The organism is Streptacidiphilus jeojiensis (assembly GCF_042510965.1).
Taxonomy (GTDB): Bacteria; Actinomycetota; Actinomycetes; order Streptomycetales; family Streptomycetaceae; genus Streptacidiphilus; species Streptacidiphilus jeojiensis.
This window is the reverse complement of sequence record NZ_JBEUKS010000018.1, coordinates 138676-161742: the sequence shown is the minus strand read 5'-3', so window position 1 is coordinate 161742 and position 23067 is coordinate 138676. Positions and strand designations below refer to the sequence as shown.

Annotated in this window: 22 protein-coding genes; 14 read left to right on the top strand and 8 right to left on the bottom strand. The window is 72.9% G+C overall.

The annotated features are described in order from the left end of the window. Window positions 1-62: 62 nt before the first annotated feature. From ABUW04_RS36050 to ABUW04_RS36020, 7 genes are all read left to right on the top strand, one after another. A complete protein-coding gene (locus ABUW04_RS36050) occupies window positions 63-1037 on the top strand; it encodes an EamA family transporter (RefSeq protein ID WP_037597015.1) in 975 nt (324 codons plus the stop codon). Next, on the top strand, window positions 965-1819 hold the full coding sequence (locus tag ABUW04_RS36045) for a DUF4184 family protein (RefSeq protein WP_380568596.1): 855 nt from the start codon (window positions 965-967) through the stop codon (window positions 1817-1819). The genes ABUW04_RS36050 and ABUW04_RS36045 overlap by 73 nt, the downstream gene beginning before the upstream one ends. A gap of 11 nt (window positions 1820-1830) precedes the next feature. Continuing rightward, entirely contained in the window at window positions 1831-3141 is a 1311-nt protein-coding gene (locus tag ABUW04_RS36040) for a geranylgeranyl reductase family protein (RefSeq protein WP_380568595.1), read from the top strand. An 87-nt stretch (window positions 3142-3228) separates the two neighbouring features. Then, window positions 3229-4473 (top strand): sensor histidine kinase, encoded by a 1245-nt coding sequence (locus tag ABUW04_RS36035; protein ID WP_051726156.1) that lies wholly within the window; start codon window positions 3229-3231, stop codon window positions 4471-4473. After that, window positions 4470-5135 (top strand): response regulator, encoded by a 666-nt coding sequence (locus tag ABUW04_RS36030; protein ID WP_380568594.1) that lies wholly within the window; start codon window positions 4470-4472, stop codon window positions 5133-5135. The genes ABUW04_RS36035 and ABUW04_RS36030 overlap by 4 nt, the downstream gene beginning before the upstream one ends. A 103-nt stretch (window positions 5136-5238) precedes the next feature. Next, window positions 5239-5484: a hypothetical protein gene (locus tag ABUW04_RS36025; protein WP_380568593.1), complete on the top strand. Its 246-nt coding sequence runs from the start codon at window positions 5239-5241 to the stop codon at window positions 5482-5484. Window positions 5485-5541: 57 nt separating this feature from the next. After that, window positions 5542-6111, top strand: a complete 570-nt coding sequence (locus ABUW04_RS36020) for a histidine phosphatase family protein (protein ID WP_380568592.1) — start codon at window positions 5542-5544, stop codon at window positions 6109-6111. 34 nt (window positions 6112-6145) lie between these two features. Here the strand turns inward: ABUW04_RS36020 and ABUW04_RS36015 are convergent, their stop codons facing one another. The 6 genes from ABUW04_RS36015 to ABUW04_RS35990 all read right to left on the bottom strand — a co-directional run bounded on the left by ABUW04_RS36015 (window position 6146) and on the right by ABUW04_RS35990 (window position 13799). After that, window positions 6146-7057 (bottom strand): ABC transporter permease, encoded by a 912-nt coding sequence (locus tag ABUW04_RS36015; RefSeq protein ID WP_030260814.1) that lies wholly within the window; start codon window positions 7055-7057, stop codon window positions 6146-6148. A 1-nt stretch (window position 7058) separates the two neighbouring features. After that, window positions 7059-8093, bottom strand: coding sequence for a hypothetical protein (locus ABUW04_RS36010; RefSeq protein WP_380568591.1), 1035 nt, complete (start codon window positions 8091-8093; stop codon window positions 7059-7061). Beyond that, complete coding sequence (locus tag ABUW04_RS36005; RefSeq protein WP_051726136.1) at window positions 8090-9097, bottom strand: N-acetylneuraminate synthase family protein; 1008 nt, start codon at window positions 9095-9097, stop codon at window positions 8090-8092. Before ABUW04_RS36005 ends, ABUW04_RS36010 begins: the two co-directional genes overlap by 4 nt. Continuing rightward, window positions 9094-10329, bottom strand: a complete 1236-nt coding sequence (locus ABUW04_RS36000) for a cytidylyltransferase domain-containing protein (RefSeq protein WP_380568612.1) — start codon at window positions 10327-10329, stop codon at window positions 9094-9096. The genes ABUW04_RS36005 and ABUW04_RS36000 overlap by 4 nt, the downstream gene beginning before the upstream one ends. A 62-nt stretch (window positions 10330-10391) precedes the next feature. After that, a complete protein-coding gene (locus ABUW04_RS35995) occupies window positions 10392-11702 on the bottom strand; it encodes a DUF6716 putative glycosyltransferase (protein ID WP_030260829.1) in 1311 nt (436 codons plus the stop codon). A gap of 78 nt (window positions 11703-11780) precedes the next feature. Continuing rightward, complete coding sequence (locus ABUW04_RS35990; protein ID WP_380568590.1) at window positions 11781-13799, bottom strand: ArnT family glycosyltransferase; 2019 nt, start codon at window positions 13797-13799, stop codon at window positions 11781-11783. Window positions 13800-14004: 205 nt separating this feature from the next. Between ABUW04_RS35990 and ABUW04_RS35985 the strand changes: the two genes are divergently transcribed. The 4 genes from ABUW04_RS35985 to ABUW04_RS35970 all read left to right on the top strand — a co-directional run bounded on the left by ABUW04_RS35985 (window position 14005) and on the right by ABUW04_RS35970 (window position 17935). Next, window positions 14005-15672: an LCP family protein gene (locus tag ABUW04_RS35985; protein WP_051726138.1), complete on the top strand. Its 1668-nt coding sequence runs from the start codon at window positions 14005-14007 to the stop codon at window positions 15670-15672. Between the two features lie 78 nt (window positions 15673-15750). Continuing rightward, window positions 15751-16515 (top strand): enoyl-CoA hydratase family protein, encoded by a 765-nt coding sequence (locus ABUW04_RS35980; protein ID WP_380568589.1) that lies wholly within the window; start codon window positions 15751-15753, stop codon window positions 16513-16515. A 56-nt stretch (window positions 16516-16571) separates the two neighbouring features. Next, entirely contained in the window at window positions 16572-17087 is a 516-nt protein-coding gene (locus ABUW04_RS35975) for an NUDIX hydrolase (RefSeq protein WP_380568588.1), read from the top strand. A 65-nt stretch (window positions 17088-17152) separates the two neighbouring features. Next, window positions 17153-17935 (top strand): acyltransferase, encoded by a 783-nt coding sequence (locus ABUW04_RS35970; protein ID WP_380568611.1) that lies wholly within the window; start codon window positions 17153-17155, stop codon window positions 17933-17935. Between the two features lie 101 nt (window positions 17936-18036). Here ABUW04_RS35970 and ABUW04_RS35965 read toward each other — a convergent pair whose 3' ends face one another. Then, window positions 18037-19299 carry an MFS transporter gene (locus ABUW04_RS35965; RefSeq protein ID WP_380568587.1) on the bottom strand — a complete coding sequence of 421 codons (1263 nt, stop codon included), beginning with the start codon at window positions 19297-19299 and terminating at the stop codon, window positions 18037-18039. Between the two features lie 17 nt (window positions 19300-19316). Here ABUW04_RS35965 and ABUW04_RS35960 point away from each other — a divergent pair, with 17 nt between their 5' ends. After that, entirely contained in the window at window positions 19317-20525 is a 1209-nt protein-coding gene (locus ABUW04_RS35960; protein ID WP_380568586.1) for an ROK family protein, read from the top strand. Window positions 20526-20660: 135 nt separating this feature from the next. Continuing rightward, on the top strand, window positions 20661-20978 hold the full coding sequence (locus ABUW04_RS35955) for an SHOCT domain-containing protein (RefSeq protein WP_030260848.1): 318 nt from the start codon (window positions 20661-20663) through the stop codon (window positions 20976-20978). 81 nt (window positions 20979-21059) lie between these two features. Here the strand turns inward: ABUW04_RS35955 and ABUW04_RS35950 are convergent, their stop codons facing one another. Beyond that, window positions 21060-21635 (bottom strand): ATP-binding protein, encoded by a 576-nt coding sequence (locus tag ABUW04_RS35950; RefSeq protein WP_380568585.1) that lies wholly within the window; start codon window positions 21633-21635, stop codon window positions 21060-21062. Between the two features lie 308 nt (window positions 21636-21943). On the opposite strand from ABUW04_RS35950, the gene ABUW04_RS35945 reads away from it, so the two are divergent. Further along, complete coding sequence (locus ABUW04_RS35945) at window positions 21944-23041, top strand: PLP-dependent cysteine synthase family protein (RefSeq protein ID WP_380568584.1); 1098 nt, start codon at window positions 21944-21946, stop codon at window positions 23039-23041. The last annotated feature ends 26 nt before the right edge of the window (window positions 23042-23067 follow it).

Sequence of the window (23067 nt, the reverse complement as noted above, 5' to 3'; positions counted from 1 at the left end):
CGTCGGATTGACCACCCGTCACCGAGCCGCACCGAGCCGCACCGACCCGAGGAGTCGCAGTCATGCCCCGAACCACCGCCGTCGGCACCCTCGCCGTCACCGCGCTGGCCCCGCTGGCCTGGGGCTCCACCTACGCGGTCACCACCCAGCTGCTCCCGCCGGACCGTCCGCTGCTGGCCGCCACCCTGCGCGCGCTCCCGGCCGGACTGCTGCTGCTCCTGGCCACCCGCCGGCTGCCGCACGGCTCCTGGTGGTGGCGTGCCGGGGTCCTCGGTGCGCTCAACATCGGGGTCTTCTTCGCCCTGCTGTTCCTGGCCGCCTACCGCCTGCCCGGCGGCATCGCCGCCGTCCTCGGCGCGGTGCAGCCGCTGCTCACCGCGGCGCTGGCGATCCCGCTGCTCGGGCAGCTGCCCAGCCGCCGCGCCCTGCTGGGCGGTGTCACCGGCCTGTTCGGGGTGGCGCTGGTGGTGCTCCAGGCCACCGCCAGGCTGGACGCGGTCGGGGTGCTGGCCGGCCTCGGCGGAGCCGCCTGCATGGCCACCGGCACCGTCCTGGCCAAGCGCTGGGGCCGTCCCGAGGGCGTCGGCGCGCTCCCCTTCACCGGCTGGCAGCTCACCGCCGGCGGCCTGCTGCTGCTCCCGGTCGCCCTCGCGGTCGAGGGCCCGGTCCCGGCGCTGGGCGGCACGGCACTGCTCGGCTACGCCTACCTGGCCACCGCCAACACCGCGCTGGCCTACTGGCTCTGGTTCCGCGGCATCGCCAGGCTGGACGCCCCCTCGGTCGCCTTCCTCGGCCTGCTCAGCCCGCTCGCAGCGGCCGTCATCGGCTGGGCCCTGCTGGACCAGCGGCTGACACCGGTCCAGCTCACCGGCATGGCGCTGGCCCTCGCCGGGACCCTGCTGGGCGCCCTGGCCGGACCGCGTGCCGTTGTGCCGAAGGGGGCCGGGCCCGGCAGGATGGCCCCGTGCCCTTCACCCTCAGCCACCCCGCAGCCGTCCTCCCCCTCATCGCCGACGGCCGCGGCCGCGGGCCGCTGATCGCCTCGGCCATGGTCGCCGGATCGCTGGCACCGGACGTGCCCTTCTTCCTGGAGAGCCTGCTGCCCGGCAGTTACGGCCTCGGCGGCACCGCCCACCGCGCGTGGGCGGTGCCCACCCTGGACGTGGCCATCGCCGCCGGGCTGGTCGTCGGCTGGCACGGGCTGCTGCGCGAACCGCTGGTCGCGCTGCTGCCCGACCCCTGGGCCGACCGTGCCGACGCGCTCACCGCCCCCAGCCGCAAGCCGGCGCCCGGGCGGTTCGGCTCCTGCCAACCCGCCGACGCCGCCTGGTTCGCCGCCTCGGCGGCGCTGGGCGCGTTCAGCCACGTCGGCTGGGACGCCTTCACCCACCACGGCCGGGCCGGGGTCCGGCGGTTCCCTGCGCTGCGCCGGACGGTCGGCGGGATGCCGGTCTACCACGCGCTGCAGTGGGGCACCTCCGCCGTCGGCCTGGGCCTGATCGCCGCCTCCGGGAGCGCGGCGCTGCGGCGCCGGGAGCTGCCGCAGCCGCGCCGGATCACCCTGCGACCCGGCGTCAGAAGGGTTGCGGTCGCCGCCGTCGCGGCGAGCACCGTCCTCGGCGCGGTGCACCGGACCGCGCGGGAGCTGCCGAGGTCCGGCGGCCGGCTCGCCCCGGCGGAGCTGGTCGCCGCCGCGTCCTTCGGCGGCGGCGCCGGAGCGGCCGTCGGAGCCGCGGCGGTGGCACTGGCCGTCCGGCTGACGACCCGTCCGGACCAGGCGCGACCGGCGGGTGCGGGTGCTCACGGCGACGCCCTCTAATATGAGGAAGTGTGACGCAGACGCAGCGCCCCAGCGGCGACCAGGCCCCCAGCACCGACACGTCGGCTCCCGGCGTTCCGAGCGGCTCCCAGCTCGACACCGATGAGCAGGGCCACGGCGACCAGGGCAGCGGCGAGCTCGGCGGGGTGTGGGACGTCGTGGTCGTCGGCGCGGGTCCGGCCGGCGCCTCCGCCGCCTACGAGGCCGCGTCGTCCACCGCTGCGAACGGCGGGTCGCCGCGGGTGCTGCTGATCGACAAGGCCGCCCCGCCCCGCTACAAGACCTGCGGCGGCGGCATCATCGGCCCCTCCAGGGACGCGCTGCCGCCCGGCTTCGTGCTGCCGCTCAAGGACCGCGTCCACGCCATCACCTTCGCCCTTGACGGCCGCTTCCAGCGCACCCGCCGCTCCAAGAAGATGCTGTTCGGGCTGGTCAACCGGGACGAGTTCGACCAGCGGCTGGTGCAGTGCGCGGAGAAGGCCGGTGCGGTGCTGGCCACCGGAGTGGCCGTCAGCGGCGTGCAGGAGAACGGCGACGAGGGCGTGGTGCTCACCCTCCAGGACGGCCGTACCGTGCGGGCCCTGGCCGTGGTCGGCGCCGACGGCAGCGCCGGACGCATCGGCGCGCACGTGGGCGTCAGCTTCGACCAGGTCGACCTGGGCCTGGAGGCCGAGATCCCGGTCCCGGACTCGGTCGCCGCGGCCTGGCGCGGCCGGGTGCTGCTGGACTGGGGCGGCGCCGTCCCCGGCTCGTACGGCTGGGTCTTCCCCAAGGGGGACAGCCTCACCGTGGGCGTCATCGCCGCCCGGGGCCAGGGTGCCGAGACCCGTGCCTACCTCAAGGAGTTCATCGCCCGGCTGGGCCTGGCCGGCTTCACCCCCTCGATCGAGTCCGGCCACCTGACCCGCTGCCGCTCCGAGGACTCGCCGCTGGCCAAGGGCCGGGTCCTGGTCGCCGGCGACGCGGCCGGACTGCTGGAGCCGTGGACCCGCGAGGGCATCTCCTACGCGCTGCGCTCCGGACGGCTGGCCGGGCAGTGGGCCGCGAGGCTCGCCGCCGCCCCGGACCCGGTGGAGGTGCGCCGGCAGGCGCTCAACTACGCCTTCGCCATCAAGGCGGACCTGGGCGAGGAGATGCGCATCGGCCGCAAGCTGATGACCGCCTTCGAGAGCCGCCCGCGGGCCTTCCACTTCGCCGCGCTGGGGCTGCGCCCGGCCTGGCGGGCCTTCGCCCGGGTCACCCAGGGCCACACCACCTTCGCCGGGCTGGCCCGCTCGCAGGGCCTCGGCCGCTCGACCATCGACCTGCTCACCCGGTCCTGAGCGCCGTCCGCGTACTCCCCGGGGAGTAGCACGGCTGTCCGCCCCGGGGTGACGCCGCCGGGCCCGATGATGACCTACCGTGACGGCATGGACCATCCCCGAGCCCGCAGGGAGCGCCGGGAGGGCAGGGAGCCCTTGCGGCGCGGCGCCGGCGGGCGCCCGCTGCCCTCCCGCGCGCTGGTGTTCAGCAGCATCGGGCTGGCCCTGATCCAGGTGGTCGGCACCCGCGCGGCCCAGCACGGCCAGCCGCAGGCGCACCAGCTCGACCCCTTCGGCTTCGTGCTGCTGCTGCTCGGCCCGGCGATCCTGCTGCTGCGCAACCGGCTGCCGGTCGCCGCCTGCGTCGGGACCGCCGCCGTCGTGGTGGTCTACCTGCTGGTCGGCTACCCGTACGGGCCGATCTTCCTCAGCGTGGTGGTCGGCTTCGTCAACGCGATCCTCACCGGCCACCGCAGGGCCGCCTGGATCTCGGTCGCCGGACTCTACCTCGCCCATCTGACGCTGACTCTGGCCACCGGGGACCTGCACTGGAACGACGCCCGCGACTGGGCCAGGGAACTGGGCACGATCGCCTGGCTGCTGCTGGTGGTGCTGGCCGCCGAGGTGGTCCGCAGCCGGGTCGAGCAGCGCGAGCAGCGGCGCCAGGTCCGGGCCGAGCGCGAACAGCGGGTCGCCGACGAGCAGCGCCTCGCCATCGCCCGCGAGCTGCACGACGTGCTGGCGCACAGCATCTCGCTGATCAACATCCAGGCCGGGGTGGCGCTGGAACTGCTGGACGGCGATCCGGAGCAGGCCAGGACCGCGCTCACCACGATCAAGCAGACCAGCAAGGAGGCGCTGGGCGAGGTCCGCCAGGTGCTCGGCACGCTGCGCACCCCGGGCCGGGACGACGCCGCCCCGCGCACCCCGGCGCCCGGCCTGGACCGCCTGGACGAGCTGGTCGCCCAGGCCCGTTCCGCCGGCCTCGACGTCGCGCTGCACACCACCGGCACCCGCAGGGCGCTGCCGCAGGGCGTCGAGCTGGCCGCCTTCCGCATCGTCCAGGAGGCGCTGACCAATGTCATCCGGCACTCCTCGGCCCGCACCGCGCAGGTCGGTCTCGTCTTCGCGGACGAGGCGCTGACCCTGGACGTCCAGGACCCGGGACCGCTCTCGGCCACCGGCGGGCCCCGCGCCGGAGGGTCCGGCAGCGGGCTCACCGGGATGCGGGAACGGGTCGCCGCGCTGGGCGGCAGCGTCAGCGCCGCCCCGTCCGGAACCGGCTTCCGCGTCCACGCCGAACTGCCGCTGCACCGGGCCGACCGGCCCTCCACCGCCCAGGAGCTGCCATGATCCGCGTACTGCTCGCCGACGACCAGGTGCTGGTCCGGGCCGGCTTCCGCTCGCTGCTGGACGCCCAGCCCGACATCGAGGTGGTCGCCGAGGCCGACGACGGCCTCGCCGCCGTCCGGCTGGCCGGTGAACTGCGGCCGGACGTGGTGCTGATGGACATCCGGATGCCCGGGCAGGACGGGCTGGCCGCGACCCGGACGATCACCGGCGATCCGGCGCTGGCCCGGATCAAGGTGGTCGTGCTGACCACCTTCGAACTGGACGAGTACGTGTTCGAGGCGCTGCGGGCCGGCGCGGCCGGGTTCCTGGTCAAGGACACCGAGCCGGCCGAACTGGTCCGCGCGGTACGGGCGGTGCACGGCGGCGACGGTCTGCTGTCACCGGGGGTGACCCGCCGGCTGATCTCGGAGTTCGCCGCCCGCTCCAAGGAGCCGGAACGCTCCACCGCCCTGGCCCGGCTGACGGAACGCGAGCGCGAGGTGGTCGCCCTGGTCGGCCTGGGCCTCTCCAACGAGGAGATCGCCGGCCGACTGGTCGTCAGCCCACTCACCGCCAAAACCCACGTCAGCCGCGCCATGGTGAAACTCGGCGCCCGCGACCGCGCCCAACTGGTCGTCCTCGCCTACGAGTCAGGCCTGGTCCGCCCGGGCTGGCTGGGCTGACCCCCGCGCCGAAAATCGGCAGCTGCCATAGGGTCACCCCTAAAGTCCTCGACAGCAGCTCACCCCTCTACTTGGTGGCGCAATGAAAGCCGTCCTGACCGCAGTGACCGAGCTCTCACAGGAGCGGTTCCGCCTGTCCTTCCACCGTGGCGAGTCGGCGCACAGCGCCGTCATCGTCTTGGACGGTCCGATCACGCACCCCTCGCTTACCCACTGCCACTGGGAGGGGGGAGAGGGGCGGGTGGTCATGCTGTTCCTCGACGACCTGTCCGGGCTGCGTGCGCTCAACCGAGCAGCTCTGCTCGGACTACGCGGCGAGATCCCGGAGCTCCCGATGCCCCTGGGCTAGAGTCGGTCTGGTTGACCACGAGCCAAAGGTTGTGTGGCGCGGTCAGCGGGGGGCGGGATGGCAGTCGAGATCGTCTACGAGACACACGCCACCACCATCGACAACGAGGCCGGCATCGCCACCGGCTGGCTCCCCGGCGAGCTCTCGGAGCTGGGCCGCTGCCAGGCCCGGGAACTTGGCAGGCGCCGGCCGGGCGACGGCTTCGCAGCCGTGTTCACCTCCGATCTGCACCGCGCCGTCCAGACAGCCGGGATTGCGTTTCCGGACGGCCGACCCCCTGTCCACCAGGACATCCGACTGCGCGAGTGCAACTACGGTGACCACAACGGAAGCCCGGCCTCCCTCGTCGCCGCCCAGCGAATGCAGCGCATCGACACCCCGTTCCCCCGGGGCCAGAGCTACCGTCAGGTCGTCACGGCCACCGCTGCCTTCCTCCACGACCTCGCTGCCGATTGGAACAACAGCACAATCCTGGTGATCGCCCACTCGGCCAACCGCTGGGCGCTGGAGCATCTACTCACCGGAGCACCGCTGGGGGACCTGCTCAAAGCACCGTCTCCCTGGCACCCAGGCTGGCACTACACCCTGCCCACGGACTGGCCCGTCCCGACCCGGACCAGCCGCTGAACCACCTGCCAAGCTGGACGACCCACGGAGCGTGCTAGCCGCGGCCGTAGCGGTGTTCGGCGCGCCAGAAGAAGACCAGGCCTGTGCCCAGGGAGAGCAGGGACCAGAACAGGCCTGCGGACCAGGCGTGCGGGGTGGTCTGGCCGTAGCCGTCGAGGAGGGCGTGGCGGGACAGTTCGATGTAGATGGCGCCGGGGTTGAACTCCAGCATCAGTCGGACCCAGTGCGGGGCGTGCGCCGTCAGCTTGTTGAGGCTGTACATCACGCCGCAGGTGTACATCCACACCCGGAGCACCCAGGGGACCAGCTCGCGCATGTCCCGCAGGACCGCGCCGATCCTGGCCATGACCAGGGCCGCACCGACGTTGAACAGGGTCTGCAGGACCAGGGCGGGCAGGATCTGCAGCCACCGGGTCGACGGGATCTGGCCCACGGCGACCAGGATCCAGGCCACGATGCCCAGCGAGAAGCCCAGGATGATGAGCTGCTGCACCACGGTGGCCAGCGGTAGCAGCGCCCGGGGGAAGGACAGCGCGCGGATCAGCGTCATCCGGTCGGCCACCGACTTGGTGCCGACCGCGAAGGCCTCGCGGGTGTAGCTGAAGACGAACACGCCGATGGAGAGGAAGCCGATGTAGCTCTCGCCGGAGCCGGCCTTGCGGTCCAGCATCCAGCCGAACACCAGGTAGTAGACCCCGATGTGGAGCAGCGGCGTCAGCACGTTCCACAGCGGTCCCAGCCGGGCCGAGGAGTAGACGCTGGCGACCCGGGCCCGGGCGTAGGCGAAGGTGAAGTGCCGGTAGGCCACCAGCGAGCGCACATAGGACCAGAACGGGGGCCGCTGCCCGGGGACGGTCAGCCCGTACCGGGCGGCGACCTCGGCGGAGCTCGGCTCGACGAGCCGCTCGGGACGGGCCGGGCCCGCGTCGAGAGTCTGGCTGCTCATATCAGTGCGGCCTCCTGACCGCTGCGGTGTCTACTGCGGTGAGTCCGGTGACCCGGTGCAGGAAGGCCGAGGCGTGCGCCGGGGCGTCGGGGCGCAGCCAGCCGCGGATCTCCTCGCAGGCGGTGATCTCGACCGGGTGGCCCCGCAGGATCCTGGGCAGGGTGTGCAGGATCGTGGACGGGAAGCTGAGCACCGTGCCGCCGACCGGCTCGGTCAGTACGGCCAGTTCCAGTGGCAGCCGGGGCTGGACGATCTCCAGCTCAGCCGCCAGCTCCAGCTGCCGCAGCTTCTCCGGCTCCTCCCGGCGGTGCGCCAGGTAGCGGGAGACGCCGAGCCGGCGGGCCAGTTGGGCCACCCCCTCGACGTAACGCGCGGCGGTGATCAGACCGGTCTCGACCAGCGAGCAGCCGGCCAGGTCCACCAGCGGGAGCACGGTGGGCGGGCCGAACCGTTCGCGCGCCCAGCTGTACTGGTTGGAGCTCGTCGCCGTGCCCGGGGGGAGCTCCAGCGGGCCGCTCATGGCGGTGAAGAGCTCCAACCGGTGCCCCCGGCGCGGCAGCAGCCGGCGGGTGGTCCGGTCGGCGGCGCCGGAGGCCCGGGCCGCCCCGCTGCGGTGCCAGCGGACCAGCGGGCGCCCGGCCAGCAGCAGTTCGGACAGCTCCAGGGTCGCCGTGCCGTCGTCGACCAGGACCAGCTCCCTGGCCGGCGACAGCGGCAGCAGCAGCTGCACCAGCCGGGAGAAGGGGTCGCCCAGGATCAGCCGGCGGGCCCCAGCCAGCCGCGGCGCCAGCAGGGCGCAGCAGCCGGCCAGGGCGGCGGCACTGCCGCGCACCTCGTACGCACTCACCCGGAGCCCGGCGGAGCGGGCCAGACCGGACACGGCGGCGAGCTGACGCCGGGTCGGCTCGTCCTGGGGCAGCAGCACGGCGACGGCCACCGGCCCCTCGTCCGCCCCGCGGCGGTCACCGAGAGCCCACTCCAGCACGTTCAGCAGCTGGGCCGGGCTCTCCACCAGCGCGAGCGCGGGTGGGGTCACGACGCGACTGCCGACTCTGCGGTCTGCGGGCCGGTGCTGTCCTCGTTGCCGCGCTGCTGGGGCAGGGCGCTGAGGTTGCCCGGCACCCGGCGCAGCTTGGCCATGGCGGCGCGCTCGGCGTCGTAGACCTTCTTGACGCCGTCGCCCAGGGCCGCCTCGACCACGCGGATGTCACGCACCAGGCGCTCCAGGCCGCCGGGCTCCACCGAGGCGCTCTGGTCCGAGCCCCACATGGCGCGGTCCAGGGTGATGTGCCGCTCGACGAAGACGGCGCCGAGCGCGACCGCGGCGAGGGTGGTCTGCAGGCCGATCTCGTGGCCGGAGTAGCCGATCGGCACGTTGGGGTACTCGCGGCGCAGGGTCTCCAGCATCCGCAGGTTGAGCTGGTCGGTGGGGGCCGGGTAGGTGCTGGTGGTGTGGCACATCAGGATGCGCTCGCTGCCCAGCACCTCGACCGCGTGCCGGATCTGACGGGGCGTCGACATCCCGGTGGAGATGATGATCGTTCGGCCGGTCTCGCGCAGCCGGCGCAGCAGCTCGTCGTCGGTGAGGCTGGCCGAGGCGACCTTGAACGCGGGCTGGTCGAACTGCTCCAGGAAGTCCACGCTGGGGACGTCCCAGGGGGAGGCGAACCAGGCGATGCCGCGCTTCTTGCAGTGCGCGTCGATGGCGCGGTACTCGTCCTCGCCGAACTCCACCCGGTGCCGGTAGTCGATGTAGGTCATCCGGCCCCAGGGGGTGTCCCGCTCGATGTCCCACTGGTCGCGCGGGGTGCAGATCTCCGGGGTGCGCTTCTGGAACTTGACCGCGTCGCAGCCGGCGTCGGCGGCGGCGTCGATCAGCGCGAAGGCGTTGTCCAGCTCGCCGTTGTGGTTGATGCCGATCTCGCCGACGACGTAGACGGGCTGTCCGGGGCCGGCCAGCTTGTCGCCGAGGGGGCGCAGCCGGGTGGTGTCCGCGAGCTTGGTCTCGACCGGCTTGGCGTCGGTGCGGTTGGTGATCATGGGTGGAGGAGTTCCTTTCCAAGGAGCCAGGAGGCTATTTCGCGGACTGCGCCGTGGCCGCCGCGACGTTCCGTCACGGTGCGGGCGCGGTCCAGCACTTCTGGTTGGGCGTCGGCGACGGCGGTGGGCCAGCCGACAAGGCTGAAGCAGGACAGGTCGTTCACGTCGTTGCCCAGGTAGAGGACCCTCCTGAGGTCGATCGAATGGGTCTCGGCCCACAGGGCGAGGGCGTGGTCCTTGCGGGCGATGCCCTGCAGGACCGGGACATTGAGCTTGCGGGCCCGGGTCGACACCACCGGGTTGGCCTCGGTGGAGAGGATCAGCACGGTCAGCCCGGCGCGGACCAGCCGGGCCACGCCCAGGCCGTCGCCGCGGTGCACGGCCACGGTCTCCCGGCCGTCCGCGTCGATCCAGACCCGGTCGTCGGTCTGGGTGCCGTCGAAGTCCAGCACCACGGCGTCGATGTCCTCGCGGCCGGGCAGCCGCACCGGGGCGAGCGGCTCCGGGAGCGCCGGTTCGAGGGCGGCCGGGTCGACGAACAGCGGGGCCAGTGCCTGCGCCCGGACCAGGTCGTCCGGTTCGTCGATCTCCAGCACCCGGGCCGGATCGGTGCGCACCAGCGCGACGTTGCCGAAGAAGCGGTGCCCGGCGGCCCGGAAGCCCCTGGCCCGCATCGCGTAGGCGGCGCCGGTCTCCAGCAGGTCCTCGGGGCGGTCCTGCCGTCTGGGCCGGTGGGCGTGGTCGTGGTTGACGCCGTGGCTGGAGGGAGCGCCCCGGCCGTCGGTGCGCCAGAGGAAGCCGTGGAACGGCGCGGCGGTCAGCGCCGAGTCGGCGCCGTCGTCCAGCACGGCCGCGACCACGCCGTCGATCTCCTCCGGCGTCAGGAACGGGCTGGTGCACTGGACCAGCACCACCACCTCCGGGTCCAGGCCCTCCCTGCGGGCGAGCTCGTCCAGGACGTGCAGCACCGCGCTCTCGCTGCTGGAGGTGTCCCCGGCGATGTCGGCCGGACGCCGGACCACCTCGGCCCCGGCGGCGCCGGCCGCCCGCATGATCCCGGCGTCGTCGGTGGAGACCACCACCCGGGTGGTGCGGCGGGCAAGCAGCGAGGCCTGGACCGCGCGGGCCACCAGCGGCTCCCCGCCGACCGGCGCCAGGTTCTTCCCCGGGACGCCCTTGGAGCCGCCGCGGGCGGGGATGACGACCAGGACGTCGGGACGGCCGTCGGGCACGTCGGCGGGACGGTTCTCGGCAGGATGGTTCTCGGCAGGATGGTTCTCGGGCTGGTCAAGGGTCACAGCTGCCCCCAGCGGCGGATGACGGGCGCCACCCGCTGGGCACCCAGCCGGTAGCAGCGGCGGGCGGAACGGCGGACGGTGCGGCGGACGATTCGGGTGAGCGCTCCGGAGCGGGCGTCCGGTGGCGGCGCCTCGACCAGCGGTGCGCCCTTGGGATCCAGGCCGTAGCGGCGCAGCAGCGCCGGCTGGTAGCCGCTGGCGCGCGACTCGGAGTAGTAGGGCACCAGCGAGGGCATCTCGGGGAGGCTGCGGAGCTCGCTGATCCGCTGCTGCAGGGCCAGGTAGGGCTGGTCGGCGATCACCCCGTGCCGCCGCAGCCACTGCTGGTCGGGGACCGGGACGATCCCGGCGTCCAGCTCGTCCCAGGAGGTGAGGCAGCCGGAGCCGATGAAGTAGTGGTTGCCCAGCGGCTCGCGGACGCCGAAGTCGGTGAGCACGGCCGTGGGTATGGAGCGGTGCAGCGACTCCAGCGCGGCCGTGGAGCTGACCGTGACCAGCAGGTCGGTGCGGTCCAGTACGTCGCTCATGTGCCCGTACACCAGGTCGAGGTTGAACGGGGCAGGGATGGTGAGCTCGTGCAGCAGCCGTTGGTAAGGAAAGTCTTCGACATGGGTGGTCTGCTCGCCGGGTAGGCTGCGCAGTTTCACCAGAACGTCGCGGTCCGGGTAGCGCCGGGCGTGCTGGGCGGCGCGCTCCAGCAGCGCCCGCCGGGCCGATCTGCTGCGCGGAGCCGACGGCTGCGCTGCGAAGCACACGGTGAAACGGCGTGAATCCGGGGCAGGCACGTACTGCTCGCCGCCGAGGAACGGCAGGGCGGTCTCCACCACGCTCCCCGGGTCGGCGCCGACCCCAGCCAGCACCTCGCGGAAGCGCTCGGCGTCCGCGGTGGTGTTGGCGAGCACGATGTCGGAGCCGGCCCGCAGCAGCAGTCCGTCGGTGAGCTTCTCGTAGACGACTCCGACGTAGCCGGTGATGACAACGGGTCGGCTGGGCAGCGCGGACCAGGCCCGCGCCGTTCCGTGCAGCAGTGCCTGTGCGCCCCCGCCGACCAGGGCGAGGATCAGCACGTCCGCCTCGGCGACCCGGGGGTCGGCGAGGAACTCGGCGACGGTCACCTCGCAGGAGGAGTCGGGGACGACGCCGACCTCGGCCAGCTGCCGTTCGGTGGGCGTGGCCCGACCGTTCAGGAAGTAGGCGTCCAGCGTCGCCTCGGGGGCGATTCTTCGGGCCAGGGCGGCCCCCCACTTCCAGCGGCTGTCCGAGTCGGCCAGTACGGAGACGCGCCGCGGCGGATTGATCATCGGCATGTCCCTGAAGGTATGGATCCATTCTTTATAAACTATTAAGAACGGCTGGCAGGGGCATTTCCGATTCTGTGGATCCGCCTAGAAATGGTTTGAACAGCTGTACAGATCCGTTGAGCCCCCTGTGGACCTCCCGCCGTAACCGGCGGCCGGGACCAGGGTGCAGTTCGTATGCACCCAGGTGCTGACGGAGGCTCGCGGAGCGGTCCGGTGGCCGCTGTGCCGCAGTAGGACGTAGCGGACCTTGCCCTCGGCCACCAGCGAGGCCAACTGCGCGGCGGTGGGCGTGGGGGCCAGGCCGGTGTACCCGCCGACGGCCAGCACGGAGGCGCCCTCGGCGAGGATGTAGGGGGTGGCCTGCTGCCAGCTCTCCACGGCCATCAGGTACTCGGCGCCGTCCCGGTGCGCGGTCAGATAGGCGTAGAGCTCGCGCTGCCTCCTGGTCAGCGTGGCGGAGACGCCGCTGCCGCTGGTGGCGTGCGCTCCGGTGGACTTCAGCGCGGGCGCCCCGACGGTGCCCAGCCAGGAGTGCCCGTAGCGGTGCGAGAGCACGCTGGCCGACCAGGCGGCGGGGCTGACCAGGGTGGCCGCGAGCGCCGCGGCCAGGCCCAGGGCGGCGATCCGGCGGGCCGCCGCCGGCCGCAGCGTCGCCGGACGCAGCCGCTCCCACAGCAGCAGCACGGCCGACAGCAGGCCCAGGGCCAGCGCGGACGGCCAGGCCCAGGGCAGAAAGCCGGGGTACTCCCGGGAGACCGCGAAGGCCCAGGCGAGGCCGGCCGCCACGGTCACGGGCAGCGCCAGCGCGGCCCGTCCGCCGGCCCGGTGGGCGCGCCGCAGCAGCGTGGACCCGGCGCCGGTGAGCGCGGCGAGCGGCGCGGCGACCACCCCCAGGTAGTAGGTGTGGCCGTCGACCGCGCCGGCGCTGAACACCAGCAGGAAGACGCCGGCCAGGCCGCCCCAGAGCAGGTGGCCGGAGCGCTGCCGGTCGGTGCGCGGCCGCCCGCGCCGCCGCCACAGGCCCAGGACCAGACCCGCCAGCGCTGACGGGTAGAGCCAACCGACCTGTGAGCCGAGGGGTTTGACGAACAGTTTGGACCAGCCGGACCGGTCCTGGGACGCGGCCGCGACCCGCTCGGTCCGGTCCGCGGTACCGGCCTTCGCCCGGGTCCCGGTGCGGGCCGCGCCGCTGGTGCCGGCCGATGTGCCGGTCGCGGTCGAGCCCGCGTCGTGGCCGACGCCGGCGGTGACGCTGCCGGTGCTGGCCGCGTTCACGCCGAGGCCGCCGAAGCGGCTGAGGAAGTTGTAGCCCACGACCATGCTGAACACCGAGTTGTCGGTGGTCCCGTCCACGTACGGCCGGTCGGCGGCCGGGGTCAGGCTGACCGCGGTCATCCAGGACAGCGACACGGCGAGTGCCAGTACCCCGGCCGCCGCGGTGTGCAGCAGCCGCCGGCGCAGCCGGGTCGGCGCGCACACCAGGTAGACCAGGCCGAACACCGGCAGCGCCACCCAGGCCTCGATCATCTTCGCCTGGAAGCCGAGACCGATCCAGGCCCCTGCTGCCAGCAGCGGGCGCAGCCGAGCGGTGCTGGCCGCCCGCTGCACCGCGTCCACGGCCAGCAGCAGCAGGAGGGTGAACAGGGCGTCCTCGGTGACGGTACGGAAGAGCCCGGCCACCGTCGGGGTCACCACGAAGGCGGCGGCCGCCACCAGGGCGGCGCCCTCTCCGGTCCAGCGCCGTACCGCACGGTGCAGCACCAGCACCGAGAGCACGCCCTCGACCGCCTGGGGCAGCAGCAGGGTCCAGGTGTGGAACCCCAGCAGACGGACCGTCAGGGCCTGTGGCCACAGGTAGCCGGGCAGCTTGTCCAGGGTGACCGAGCTGCTCGGGTCGAAGGAGCCGTAGAAGAACGCCTTCCAGCTCAGCGACATGCTGCGGACGGCATCGGCGTAGAAGGCGTGGTACCCGGAGTCGCCGATGTCCCAGCTGTACAGCAGCGCCGCGAGGGCGGCGATCAGCAGGAGCGCGGGACGGGCGTACCGCGGGCGGACCCGGGGTTCCGGGAGGGCCGGTGCGGCGACGGTTGCAATGGTGGTCACGGCAGGATGCTGTGGCATTCAGCTGTGAGTTCCAGCTGAATTACATTTCAATGCCATCTCACTCGAAAGGCAAAGGGAGCGAAATCACGGGAAACTCTAAGCTTCCCCGGGTCAATTCATCGCCTATGGTTTCCGGAGCGGTGCCCATGTCGCGCTGCTCACCGACAAAATCCAGGACCGGAACACCGACGGCGAAAAGACTCCCATGCCGATGCCGATTCACCTCCCCGCCGACGACGAAGCGCACCCGCACGACCAGGCCGACCCCGACGAAGGAACGCACCCGCACGACCAGGACGCGCCCTCCGGCCGCGGTCGCGGGCGCCGGGGCAACCGCCGCAAGCGCGCCCGCCGTTCGGTCCGGGTGCTGCGCTGGACCTCCGGGGTGCTCGGAGTCTCGCTGGTGGTCGGTGCGGCCGGGGGCTACGCCTACTACCAGCACCTGAACAAGAACATCCAGCACGGTGCGCTGAACACCAGCACGGTGACGGTGGCCAAGCCCAAGGCCAACGCCGCGGGACAGAAGCCGATCAACATCCTGATCCTGGGCACCGACTCGCGCTCCAGCGCGGCGGACTGCAAGCTCGGCGGCGCCTGCGGCGACACCGGGTACGGCCACGCCGACGTCGAGATGCTGCTGCACGTCTCCGCCGACCGCAGCAACGCCACGGTGCTGAGCATCCCCAGGGACACCAAGGTCTCCATTCCCGCCTGCAAGGACTCCACCGGGACCAAGTCGTACGCCGCGAGCTACGACATCATCACCGACAGCATGGAGCACGGCGGGGCCGGCTGCACCGTCGGCACCTGGGAGAAGCTGACCGGCATCAGCATCGACCACTACATCACCGTGGACTTCTCCGGCGTGGTGCAGATGGCCGACGCGGTCGGCGGGGTCCCGGTGTGCACCAAGGAGAACGTCCAGGACACCGACGGGTCACACCTCAAACTGAAGGCCGGCACTACCACCATCAAGGGGGTGCAGGCCCTGGAGTGGCTGCGCACCCGGCACGCCTTCGAGGACGGCACCGACATCGGCCGCACCCACGCGCAGCACCTCTACCTCAACTCGCTGATACGCAAGCTGAAGTCGGCCAACACCATAGCCAACCCGCTGAAGGTGGACGCGCTCGCCGAGGCCGCCACCAAGGCGCTCACGGTGAGCAACGAGATCGCCAGCATCTCCAAGCTGGCGGCGCTCGCGGTGGACATCAACAAGGTGCCCACCAAGAACATCACCATGACCACCATGCCGTTCTCCTACATCGCCTCCGACCCGGCGCACGTCCAGCCCACCAGCGAGGCGTACAAGCTCTTCTCGATGATCCGCAACGACACCTCGCTCACCTCGACCAGCACCTCCAAGACGGCGAGTGCGAGTGCCGCCGCCAGCGCCTCCGCCGCGAAGGAGGCCGCGGCGAGCGCCTCCGCCAGTGCGAGTGCCGCCGCGGCCGCGGTGGACAAGTCGAAGGTGGACCTCGCGGTGCGGAACGGCGGCACCGTCGACGGCCGCGGCACGGCGATCACCAAGTACCTGAACGGCAAGGGCTTCAGCAAGGCCACGGTGGACACCACCGACGTCACGGCGACGGCGACCACCCTCACCTACCCCTCGGGCCAGAAGGCCGAGGCACAGGCCGTCGCGTCGGCGCTGGGACTCCAGTCGGCGGAGCTCAAGGGGTCCAGCACCGCGACCAAGCTCACGTTGGTCATCGGCACTGACTGGAGCACCGGAACCGACTACGCCAAGACCCTGCCCAAGTCCGGCACGGTCCCCAGCACCACGGTCTCCCAGAACGCGGCGGACAGCAGCCAGTGCATGACGGTCAACCCGGCCAAGAACAGCTACGGGAAGTACATCTACATCTGGTAGCGGCAGGTGGGTCGGCGGCTGCGACCGGACGCGCGGTAACGTCACCAGGCAGTACCGCCACCCTCCGAGGAGAAGCCGATGACCGCCACCGAGCCGCTGGTCCGCTACCGCGTGGACCGCGCCGTCGCGACCCTCACCCTGGACTCGCCGCACAACCGCAACGCCCTCTCCGGCGCCCTGGTCGCCGAGCTCGAACAGGGGCTCGCCGACGCGGCCAAGGACCCGTCCGTCCGGGCCGTGGTGCTCACCCACACCGGCGGCACCTTCTGCGCCGGGGCCGACCTCTCCGAGGCCACCAACGGCGACCCCACCGCCAACCCGCGTCGCCTGGTGGCCGCGATGCGGGCCGTCGTGGAACTACCCAAGCCGGTCCTGGCCCAGGTGGACGGCCATGTCCGGGCCGGCGGCCTGGGTCTGGTCGGCGCCTGCGACCTGGCCGTCGCCGGGCCCAAGGGCACCTTCGCCTTCACCGAGGTGCGCCTCGGACTGGCCCCCGCCGCGATCTCGCTGGCGCTGCTGCCCCGCCTCGACCCGCGCGGCGCGGCCCGCTGGTACCTCACCGGATCGGTCTTCGACTCGGCCGAGGCCCAGCGCATCGGGCTGCTCACCGAGGTCGCCGACGACACCGCGGCGGCGCTGGAGCCGCTGCTGGAAGCGCTGCGGCTGGCCTCCCCGCAGGGCCTGGCCGAGACCAAGCGCCTGGTCACCGCCGACGTCCTGCGCACCTTCGCACGCGACGGCGAGTCCATGGTCGCCCAGTCCGCGCTGCTCTTCGGCTCCGACGAGGCCCGCGAGGGCATGCGCGCCTTCCTGGAGCGGCGGCCCCCCAACTGGGCGGAGTGAGCCCGGCGTTGACCCGACGGGAGGTCGGCACAGCCGCTGCTGCGAGGATGCCGGTCATGACGACGACCGTGCTCTCGACGCTGACCGTGCCCTGGATCCCGCTGCCGCACCGGATGGACGTGGTCCGGACGCCCGCCGTGCCGGAGGGGTACCAGGCCTCCACGGCGTTCGTGCTGGCCCTGGACGCCGACGGGCGGACCCTGCTGACCCTGGTGGACCGGCCCGGGCGCGGCTGGGAGGTGCCCGGCGGGCACCTGGACCCGGGGGAGTCGCCGTTGCAGGCGGCGATCCGGGAACTGGCGGAGGAGGCGGGGCTGGTGGTGCTGCCCGAGCAGGTGGAGTTCTTCGGCGGGCAGCAGATCACCATATTCGGAACCCCGCCGGCCGACTACGCCTACCCGGCGCTGGGGTTCATGGCCTTCCACGTGGTCCGGCTGGACCACCGGGGCACACCGGTCAGCCCCGACCCCGGGTCGGAGTGCGCCGCGGCGGAGTGGGTGGAGCGGGACGAGGTGGCCCGGCGCTGCGCGGGGGCGACCTGGCTCCCGCTGCACGAGTCGCTCTACGGCTGACCGAACCCGCGGGTAACCCCGGGAGGATCAAGCGCGGTCGCTCCGGTTACCGTGTCCGCATGCCGATGCTGATGCCGTCCTTCGCCGAGAAGACCGTCGCCGCCGCGCGGACCCGCGCCCGGCGGGCGGCCACCTCGCTGGTGCACCTGGGCTGGCAGTGGATCCAGGAGGCGGGCTCGGTCAGCGCCGACCGCCCCGGGCGGCTGCGCTTCGGCGCCATCGGGGAGTGCACCCGGCTGACCTTCCCGCTGGGTTCGGTCTTCAACGAGCAGTGGATCCATCTGGGCACCCACTGCATCATCGGTGAGGGCGTCTCGATGTCGGCCGGCTTCCTGCCCGGACTGGACCTGGGCCCGGAGCCGATCGTGCGGATCGGCAACGGCTGCGTGATCGGCCGGGACAGCCATATCGTCGGCCACCACTCGATCACCTTCGGCGACGACGTCTGGACCGGGCCCGGGGTCTACGTCACCGACGAGAACCACTCCTACGACGACCCCGAGCTGCCGATCGGCAAGCAGTGGCCGCGGAACGAGGCGGTGTCCATCGGTTCCGGCAGCTGGATCGGCACCGGTGCGGTGATCCTGCCGGGGGCGGTGATCGGTCGCAATGTCGTGGTCGCGGCCAACGCGGTGGTGCGGGGGGAGGTGCCGGACCACAGCGTGGTCGCGGGCGCGCCCGCGCGCGTCGTTCGACGCTTCACTCCTGCGGAGGGCTGGCAGCCGCCGATCCGGACGGTGGCCCCCAAGCCGATTCCGGCGGGGATCACCCATGAGGAACTGGTGGCGCTGATCGGCTGGGACCTGCGACTGCCGAAGGAACCGGGTGCGGCGGATCCGGTGGGGTAGCAAGGTGCGGACCGTAGTCGGCTGACCGCGCAGTTCCCCGCGCCCCTGGGGGCAGGGGCGCGGGGAACTGCGCGACCAGCCATGCACCCCGCCGCACCTTGCTACCCCTCGGCTGCCCCCGCAGCGCGCCGCACCACCAGTGCCGCCACCCCGGCCAACCCGGCCAGCACCGCTACGGAGACCAGCGCCGTCGGCAGACCCACGCCCTGGGCCAGGAAGCCGATGATCGGCGGCCCCAGCACCATCCCGCCGTAGCCGAGCATCGACGCCGTGGCCACACCCTTGGGCCCGTTCAGGGCCCCTGCGCGGTCGATCGCCAGCGGGAAGATGTTGGCCAGACCCAGTCCGACCAGCAGGAATCCGGCCAGGACCAGCGGCAGCCACGGGCTGAGCGCCGCGACCAGCATCCCGCCGCTGGCCACCGCGGCGCCGGTGACCAGCACCCGGGTCGGGCCGAAACGCTCCACCAGCCGGGTGCCGCTGAGCCGTCCGGCGGTCATCGCCAGCGAGTACGCGGCGAACCCGCCGGCCGCGACCGAGGCGGTGGCGTGCAGGTCCGCGCTGAGGTGCAGGGTGCCCCAGTCGGCGAGCGCGCCCTCCCCGTAGGCGTCGCAGAGCGCGACCACGCCCAGCAGCAGCACCAGCAGCATCGGACCGCGGACCGCGGCGGACGTGGGCGCGGACTCGGCCGAAGGCTCGGCCGCGGTCGGACCCTCCGGGGCGGTGACCCGGTGCCGGACCAGTGGCACCCCCGCCGCGACGGTGACGGCGAGTCCGAAGACGGCCATCAGGCCGAGGTGCCGGGCCGGCGACAGGTGGGTCGCGAGCAGCCCGCCCAGGCTCGCGCCGATCAGGCCGCCGAGGCTGTAGGCGGCGTGGAAGGCGGGCATGACGGGGCGTCGGGCCGCCGCGACCAGGTCGACGGCGGCGCTGTTGATGCCGACGTTCACCGCTCCGTAGCCGGCGCCGAAGAGCAGCAGCACACCGCCGAGCGACCACACCGAGTGCGCCTGCGGCGGCAGCGCGACGGAGGCGCAGAGCACCACGGCGGAGGCGACGGTCACCGGGTGGTTGCCGAAGCGCAGGCAGAGCCGCCCGACCCAGGTCATCACCAGCACCGCGCCGACCGAGACGCAGAGCAGGGCCAGCCCCAACTCCCCGGCGGAGGCGTGCACGGCGGACTTGATGGCGGGGATGCGGACCACCCAGCCCGCGAACAGGAAGCCGTCGAGGGCGAAGAAGGCGGTGAGCGCGATCCGGACCGGCGGCCAGGCGCTGAGCCGTCCGCCACCGGTGTTCCCGGTGGTCCGTGGGGTGTCGGTGGTGCCGGAGGTACTGGCAGGTGTTTTGTTTATTTGCGGCACAAAGTCAGAATAGAAGCGTGCAGCCAACTCACACAAGTCCCGAGCGGGGCCGTGCGGCCCTGGGTCCGGCGCTCGCCCTCGTCCACACCGGGGCGGCGCCGACCCGCTCCGTGCTGACCGGCGAGCTCGGTGTCACCCGGGCCACAGCAGGCGCCGTCACCGCCGAACTGCAGGCGCTGGGGTTGATCACGGTGGACGCCCGCCCGGCCGGCGGCACCCGCGGCCGGCCCTCGCACCGGCTCGCTGTCGATCCGTCAGGACCGGTGGTGCTGGCGGCCCAGATCCACGCCGACGGCTTCTCGATCGCCCTGGCCACCCTCGGCGGAGTGCTCGACACGCCCGAGGACTTCCCGCTTCCGCAGCCGGCGACCCCGGAGCGGGTGCTGCACGCCGTGGTCGCCGAGGCGGCCCGGCGGATCGCCGCCGACCCGCGCCGCTGCGTCGGCCTGGGCCTGGCCGTCCCCACCCCGGTCGCGCTGCCGGAGCGGGTCGCGGTCGCGGCGATGTACCTGGACTGGCCGTCCGGTACCCCGGTGGCCGACCTGCTCCAGCAGGAGACCGCCGCCGCCGGGCTGGACCTGCCGGTGGACGTGGCCAACGACGCCAACCTGGCCGCCCTGGCCGAGCACCGGCACGGCGCCGGACGCGGCTCCCGGCACCTGCTCTACGTCACCTCGGGCCACCGGGGCGTGGGCGGCGCGCTGGTGGTGGAGGGACGGCTGCACACCGGCAGCGCCGGGCTGGCCCTGGAGGTCGGCCAGGTGCTGGTGGACCCGGGCGGGCGCCGCTGCCCCTGCGGCAGCCGGGGCTGCCTGGACGTCGAGGCCGACCCCAGCGCCCTGCTCGCCGCCGCGGGCCGCGAGGCCGACCCGTCGCGCCCGCTGTTCGAGCAGACGGACGAGATCCTGGCCGAGGCCGCCGCCGGGCGCCCGCGGGCCCGCGCCGCGGTGGAGCATGTCGTCGACCGGCTCGGCCTGGGCATCGCCGGTGTGATCAACATCCTGAACCCGGACCGGGTGGTCCTCGGCGCCTTCCACAACGCGCTGCTGGCGGCCGTCCCGGAGCGGCTGGCCCGGGTGGTGGCCGAGCGCTCCTACTGGGGGCGCTGCGGGCGGATCCCGATCGCCGCGGCCGCGCTGGACCGCTCCGAGCTGGCCGGGGCCGCCGAACTCGCCTGGACGCCGCTGCTGGACGACCCGCTGGCGGTGCTGGGGGAGCAGGGCTGAACCCGCCCGCGTACTCCCGGGGGAGCAGGGCGAGTGCCCGCCCCGGCACGACGCCGCGGACCCCCCTTCGGCGCGATTCTCGGTAGTGGGTCGCCGCACCGCGGCGGCCGACGGATCGCAACCGAGGAGCCCGACATGCACACCACCCTGCTGGCGGACGGCTGGAACGGCGGCCCCGGGCCGTGGATCCTGCTGGTCCCGCTGTTCTGGATCACCGCCATCGTGTTCGTCCGCAAGGTCGTCTTCGGCGGCCGCCGGTTCCGCGGCCCGCGCGCCGAGTTCGGCGCCGCCTTCGCGCCGCGGCAGGCCCCGGCGCCCTCGCCGATCGACACCCTCAACCGCCGCTACGCGGAGGGCCAGATCGACGAGTTCGAGTACCGGGAGCGCTACGACCTGCTCACCGCCCTGCCCGAGTCGCCCTTCGAGAAGGCGGCCCCCAGGGACGGAGTGTGACCGGCGCACCGCCGGAGGTGCTGCGGGCCGTCGGCGGCCCCCTGGGGGATCCGCCGGACCCGCAGCCTCACCCTCGCGGGCTCAGGCCCGCAACCGGACCGGTTCCCGGCCCCGCTGCTTCCCGCCCTCGGGCATCGACGTGCCGGCGCCCGGTGCGCAGGCCGCAAGCGAGCGGGACGGCGGGGTCGGGCCGGTCCAGGCCACCTGCAGCGGGGCGATCCGCAGCGGTGCCGGCGCAGGTGCCTCGGCCGGAACCTCCGCGGGCTGCGGAGCGGTCTCCAGGGCGAACCAGACGACCTTGCCGGCCTCCTCGACCTGGGCGCCCCAGTCCGCGCTGAGCGCGGCGACCAGGGCCAGGCCCCGGCCGTTGATCTCCTCCTCGTCGGGCGCTAGCACCCGGGGCAGGGCCGTGCTCGTGTCGTGGACCTCGCAGCGCAGCAGACCGTCCGCGCCGCAGCTCAGCCGCAGCAGGCACTCCGCGTCGGGGCCGACGTGCCGGTGGACGTTCGCGAGCAGTTCGGTGACACCCAGCAGGCAGAGGTCGACGGCTTCGGCCATCTTCCAGTGGCGCAGATGCGCCATGACGATCCTGCGGACAACCGCGAGGCGCTGGGGTTCCGCTGTGAGCCTCAGTTCGTACTGCTTGTCAGACTCCATCACGCGTCGATTCCTCCTGCTTCGCTGGAGACCGACTCCACGCCCGATGAGACAACCGCGCAGAGTCACCACGTGGCTACATTCCGAGACATGTCCAGAATCACCCCGTTCGATGGCATTCGCAACGCGCGGGCGACCTCGGGTCCATGCTGCACGCTTGTGGGTCGCAGCGTAACTGCCCGGGCACGGTGAGTTGCGGAACATGCGCCGCCGTATGGCATATTCCAAGAAAAATCGGGAATGGCCCCACGGCTACGATGCGCGGGAGCGCCCGGTGGACCGGGAATTCCGGAAAAGAAAGCAGCCGAATGAAGACCGTGGATGTGGACCGGAGCGACGCCGAATACCGGGCCTGGCTGAAGGAGGCCGTGCGCAAGGTCCAGGCGGACGCCAACCGATCGGCCGACACCCATCTGCTGCGGTTCCCGCTCCCCGAGGAGTGGGGCATCGACCTGTACCTCAAGGACGAGTCGACCCACCCCACCGGCAGCCTCAAGCACCGGCTGGCCCGCTCGCTGTTCCTCTACGCGCTCTGCAACGGCTGGATCAGGCCCGGACGGCCGGTGGTGGAGGCCTCCAGCGGCTCCACCGCGGTCTCCGAGGCGTACTTCGCCAAGCTGATCGGCGTGCCCTTCGTGGCGGTGATGCCGCGTACCACCAGCTGCGAGAAGATCAGCCTGATCGAGGCCCAGGGCGGCAGCTGCCACCTGGTCGAGGACACCCGGACCATCTACGAGGTGTCGGCCCGGCTCGCCGAGGAGTCCGGCGGCCACTACATGGACCAGTTCACCTATGCCGAGCGGGCCACCGACTGGCGCGGCAACAACAACATCGCCGAGTCGATCTACGCCCAGCTGCGCCTGGAGCGGTATCCGGTCCCGACCTGGATCGTGGCCACCGCCGGCACCGGCGGCACCTCGGCCACCCTGGCCCGCTACGTCCACTACACCCAGGCCGACACCAGGATCTGCGTGGCCGATCCGGAGAACTCCTGCTTCTTCGACGGCTGGGTGAGCGGTGACTCCTCGGTCTCCTGCGAGAAGGGCTCCAGGATCGAGGGCATCGGACGGCCCAGGATGGAGCCCAGCTTCATCCCCGGGGCGATCGACCGGATGATGAAGGTCCCGGACGCCGCCTCGATCGCCGCTATCCGGGTGCTGGACGGCGCGATGGGCCGCAAGCCGGGCGGGTCCACCGGGACCGGGCTGTGGAGCGCCTTCAAGATCATCTCCGAGATGCTGGCCGCGGGGGAGCGCGGCAGCGTGGTCGGCCTGATCTGCGACCCGGGCGACCGCTACCTGGACAAGTACTACTCGGACGACTGGCTGGCCCAGCAGGCCATCGACATCCGCCCTTACCAGGCGGCGCTCGACGGGTTCCTGGAGAGCGGGGTCTGGAAGGAGTAGCCGGTCCGCGTAGTCGGCCCGGATGC

Coding starts and splice junctions, on each gene's coding strand:
- ABUW04_RS36050 (WP_037597015.1), top strand. CDS start 63: ATGCCCCGAACCACCGCCGTCGGCACCCTCGCCGTCACCGCGCTGGCC.
- ABUW04_RS36035 (WP_051726156.1), top strand. CDS start 3,229: ATGGACCATCCCCGAGCCCGCAGGGAGCGCCGGGAGGGCAGGGAGCCC.
- ABUW04_RS36030 (WP_380568594.1), top strand. CDS start 4,470: ATGATCCGCGTACTGCTCGCCGACGACCAGGTGCTGGTCCGGGCCGGC.
- ABUW04_RS36020 (WP_380568592.1), top strand. CDS start 5,542: ATGGCAGTCGAGATCGTCTACGAGACACACGCCACCACCATCGACAAC.
- ABUW04_RS36015 (WP_030260814.1), bottom strand. CDS start 7,057: ATGAGCAGCCAGACTCTCGACGCGGGCCCGGCCCGTCCCGAGCGGCTC.
- ABUW04_RS36005 (WP_051726136.1), bottom strand. CDS start 9,097: ATGATCACCAACCGCACCGACGCCAAGCCGGTCGAGACCAAGCTCGCG.
- ABUW04_RS35995 (WP_030260829.1), bottom strand. CDS start 11,702: ATGCCGATGATCAATCCGCCGCGGCGCGTCTCCGTACTGGCCGACTCG.
- ABUW04_RS35985 (WP_051726138.1), top strand. CDS start 14,005: ATGCCGATGCCGATTCACCTCCCCGCCGACGACGAAGCGCACCCGCAC.
- ABUW04_RS35980 (WP_380568589.1), top strand. CDS start 15,751: ATGACCGCCACCGAGCCGCTGGTCCGCTACCGCGTGGACCGCGCCGTC.
- ABUW04_RS35975 (WP_380568588.1), top strand. CDS start 16,572: ATGACGACGACCGTGCTCTCGACGCTGACCGTGCCCTGGATCCCGCTG.
- ABUW04_RS35970 (WP_380568611.1), top strand. CDS start 17,153: ATGCTGATGCCGTCCTTCGCCGAGAAGACCGTCGCCGCCGCGCGGACC.
- ABUW04_RS35955 (WP_030260848.1), top strand. CDS start 20,661: ATGCACACCACCCTGCTGGCGGACGGCTGGAACGGCGGCCCCGGGCCG.
- ABUW04_RS35950 (WP_380568585.1), bottom strand. CDS start 21,635: ATGGAGTCTGACAAGCAGTACGAACTGAGGCTCACAGCGGAACCCCAG.
- ABUW04_RS35945 (WP_380568584.1), top strand. CDS start 21,944: ATGAAGACCGTGGATGTGGACCGGAGCGACGCCGAATACCGGGCCTGG.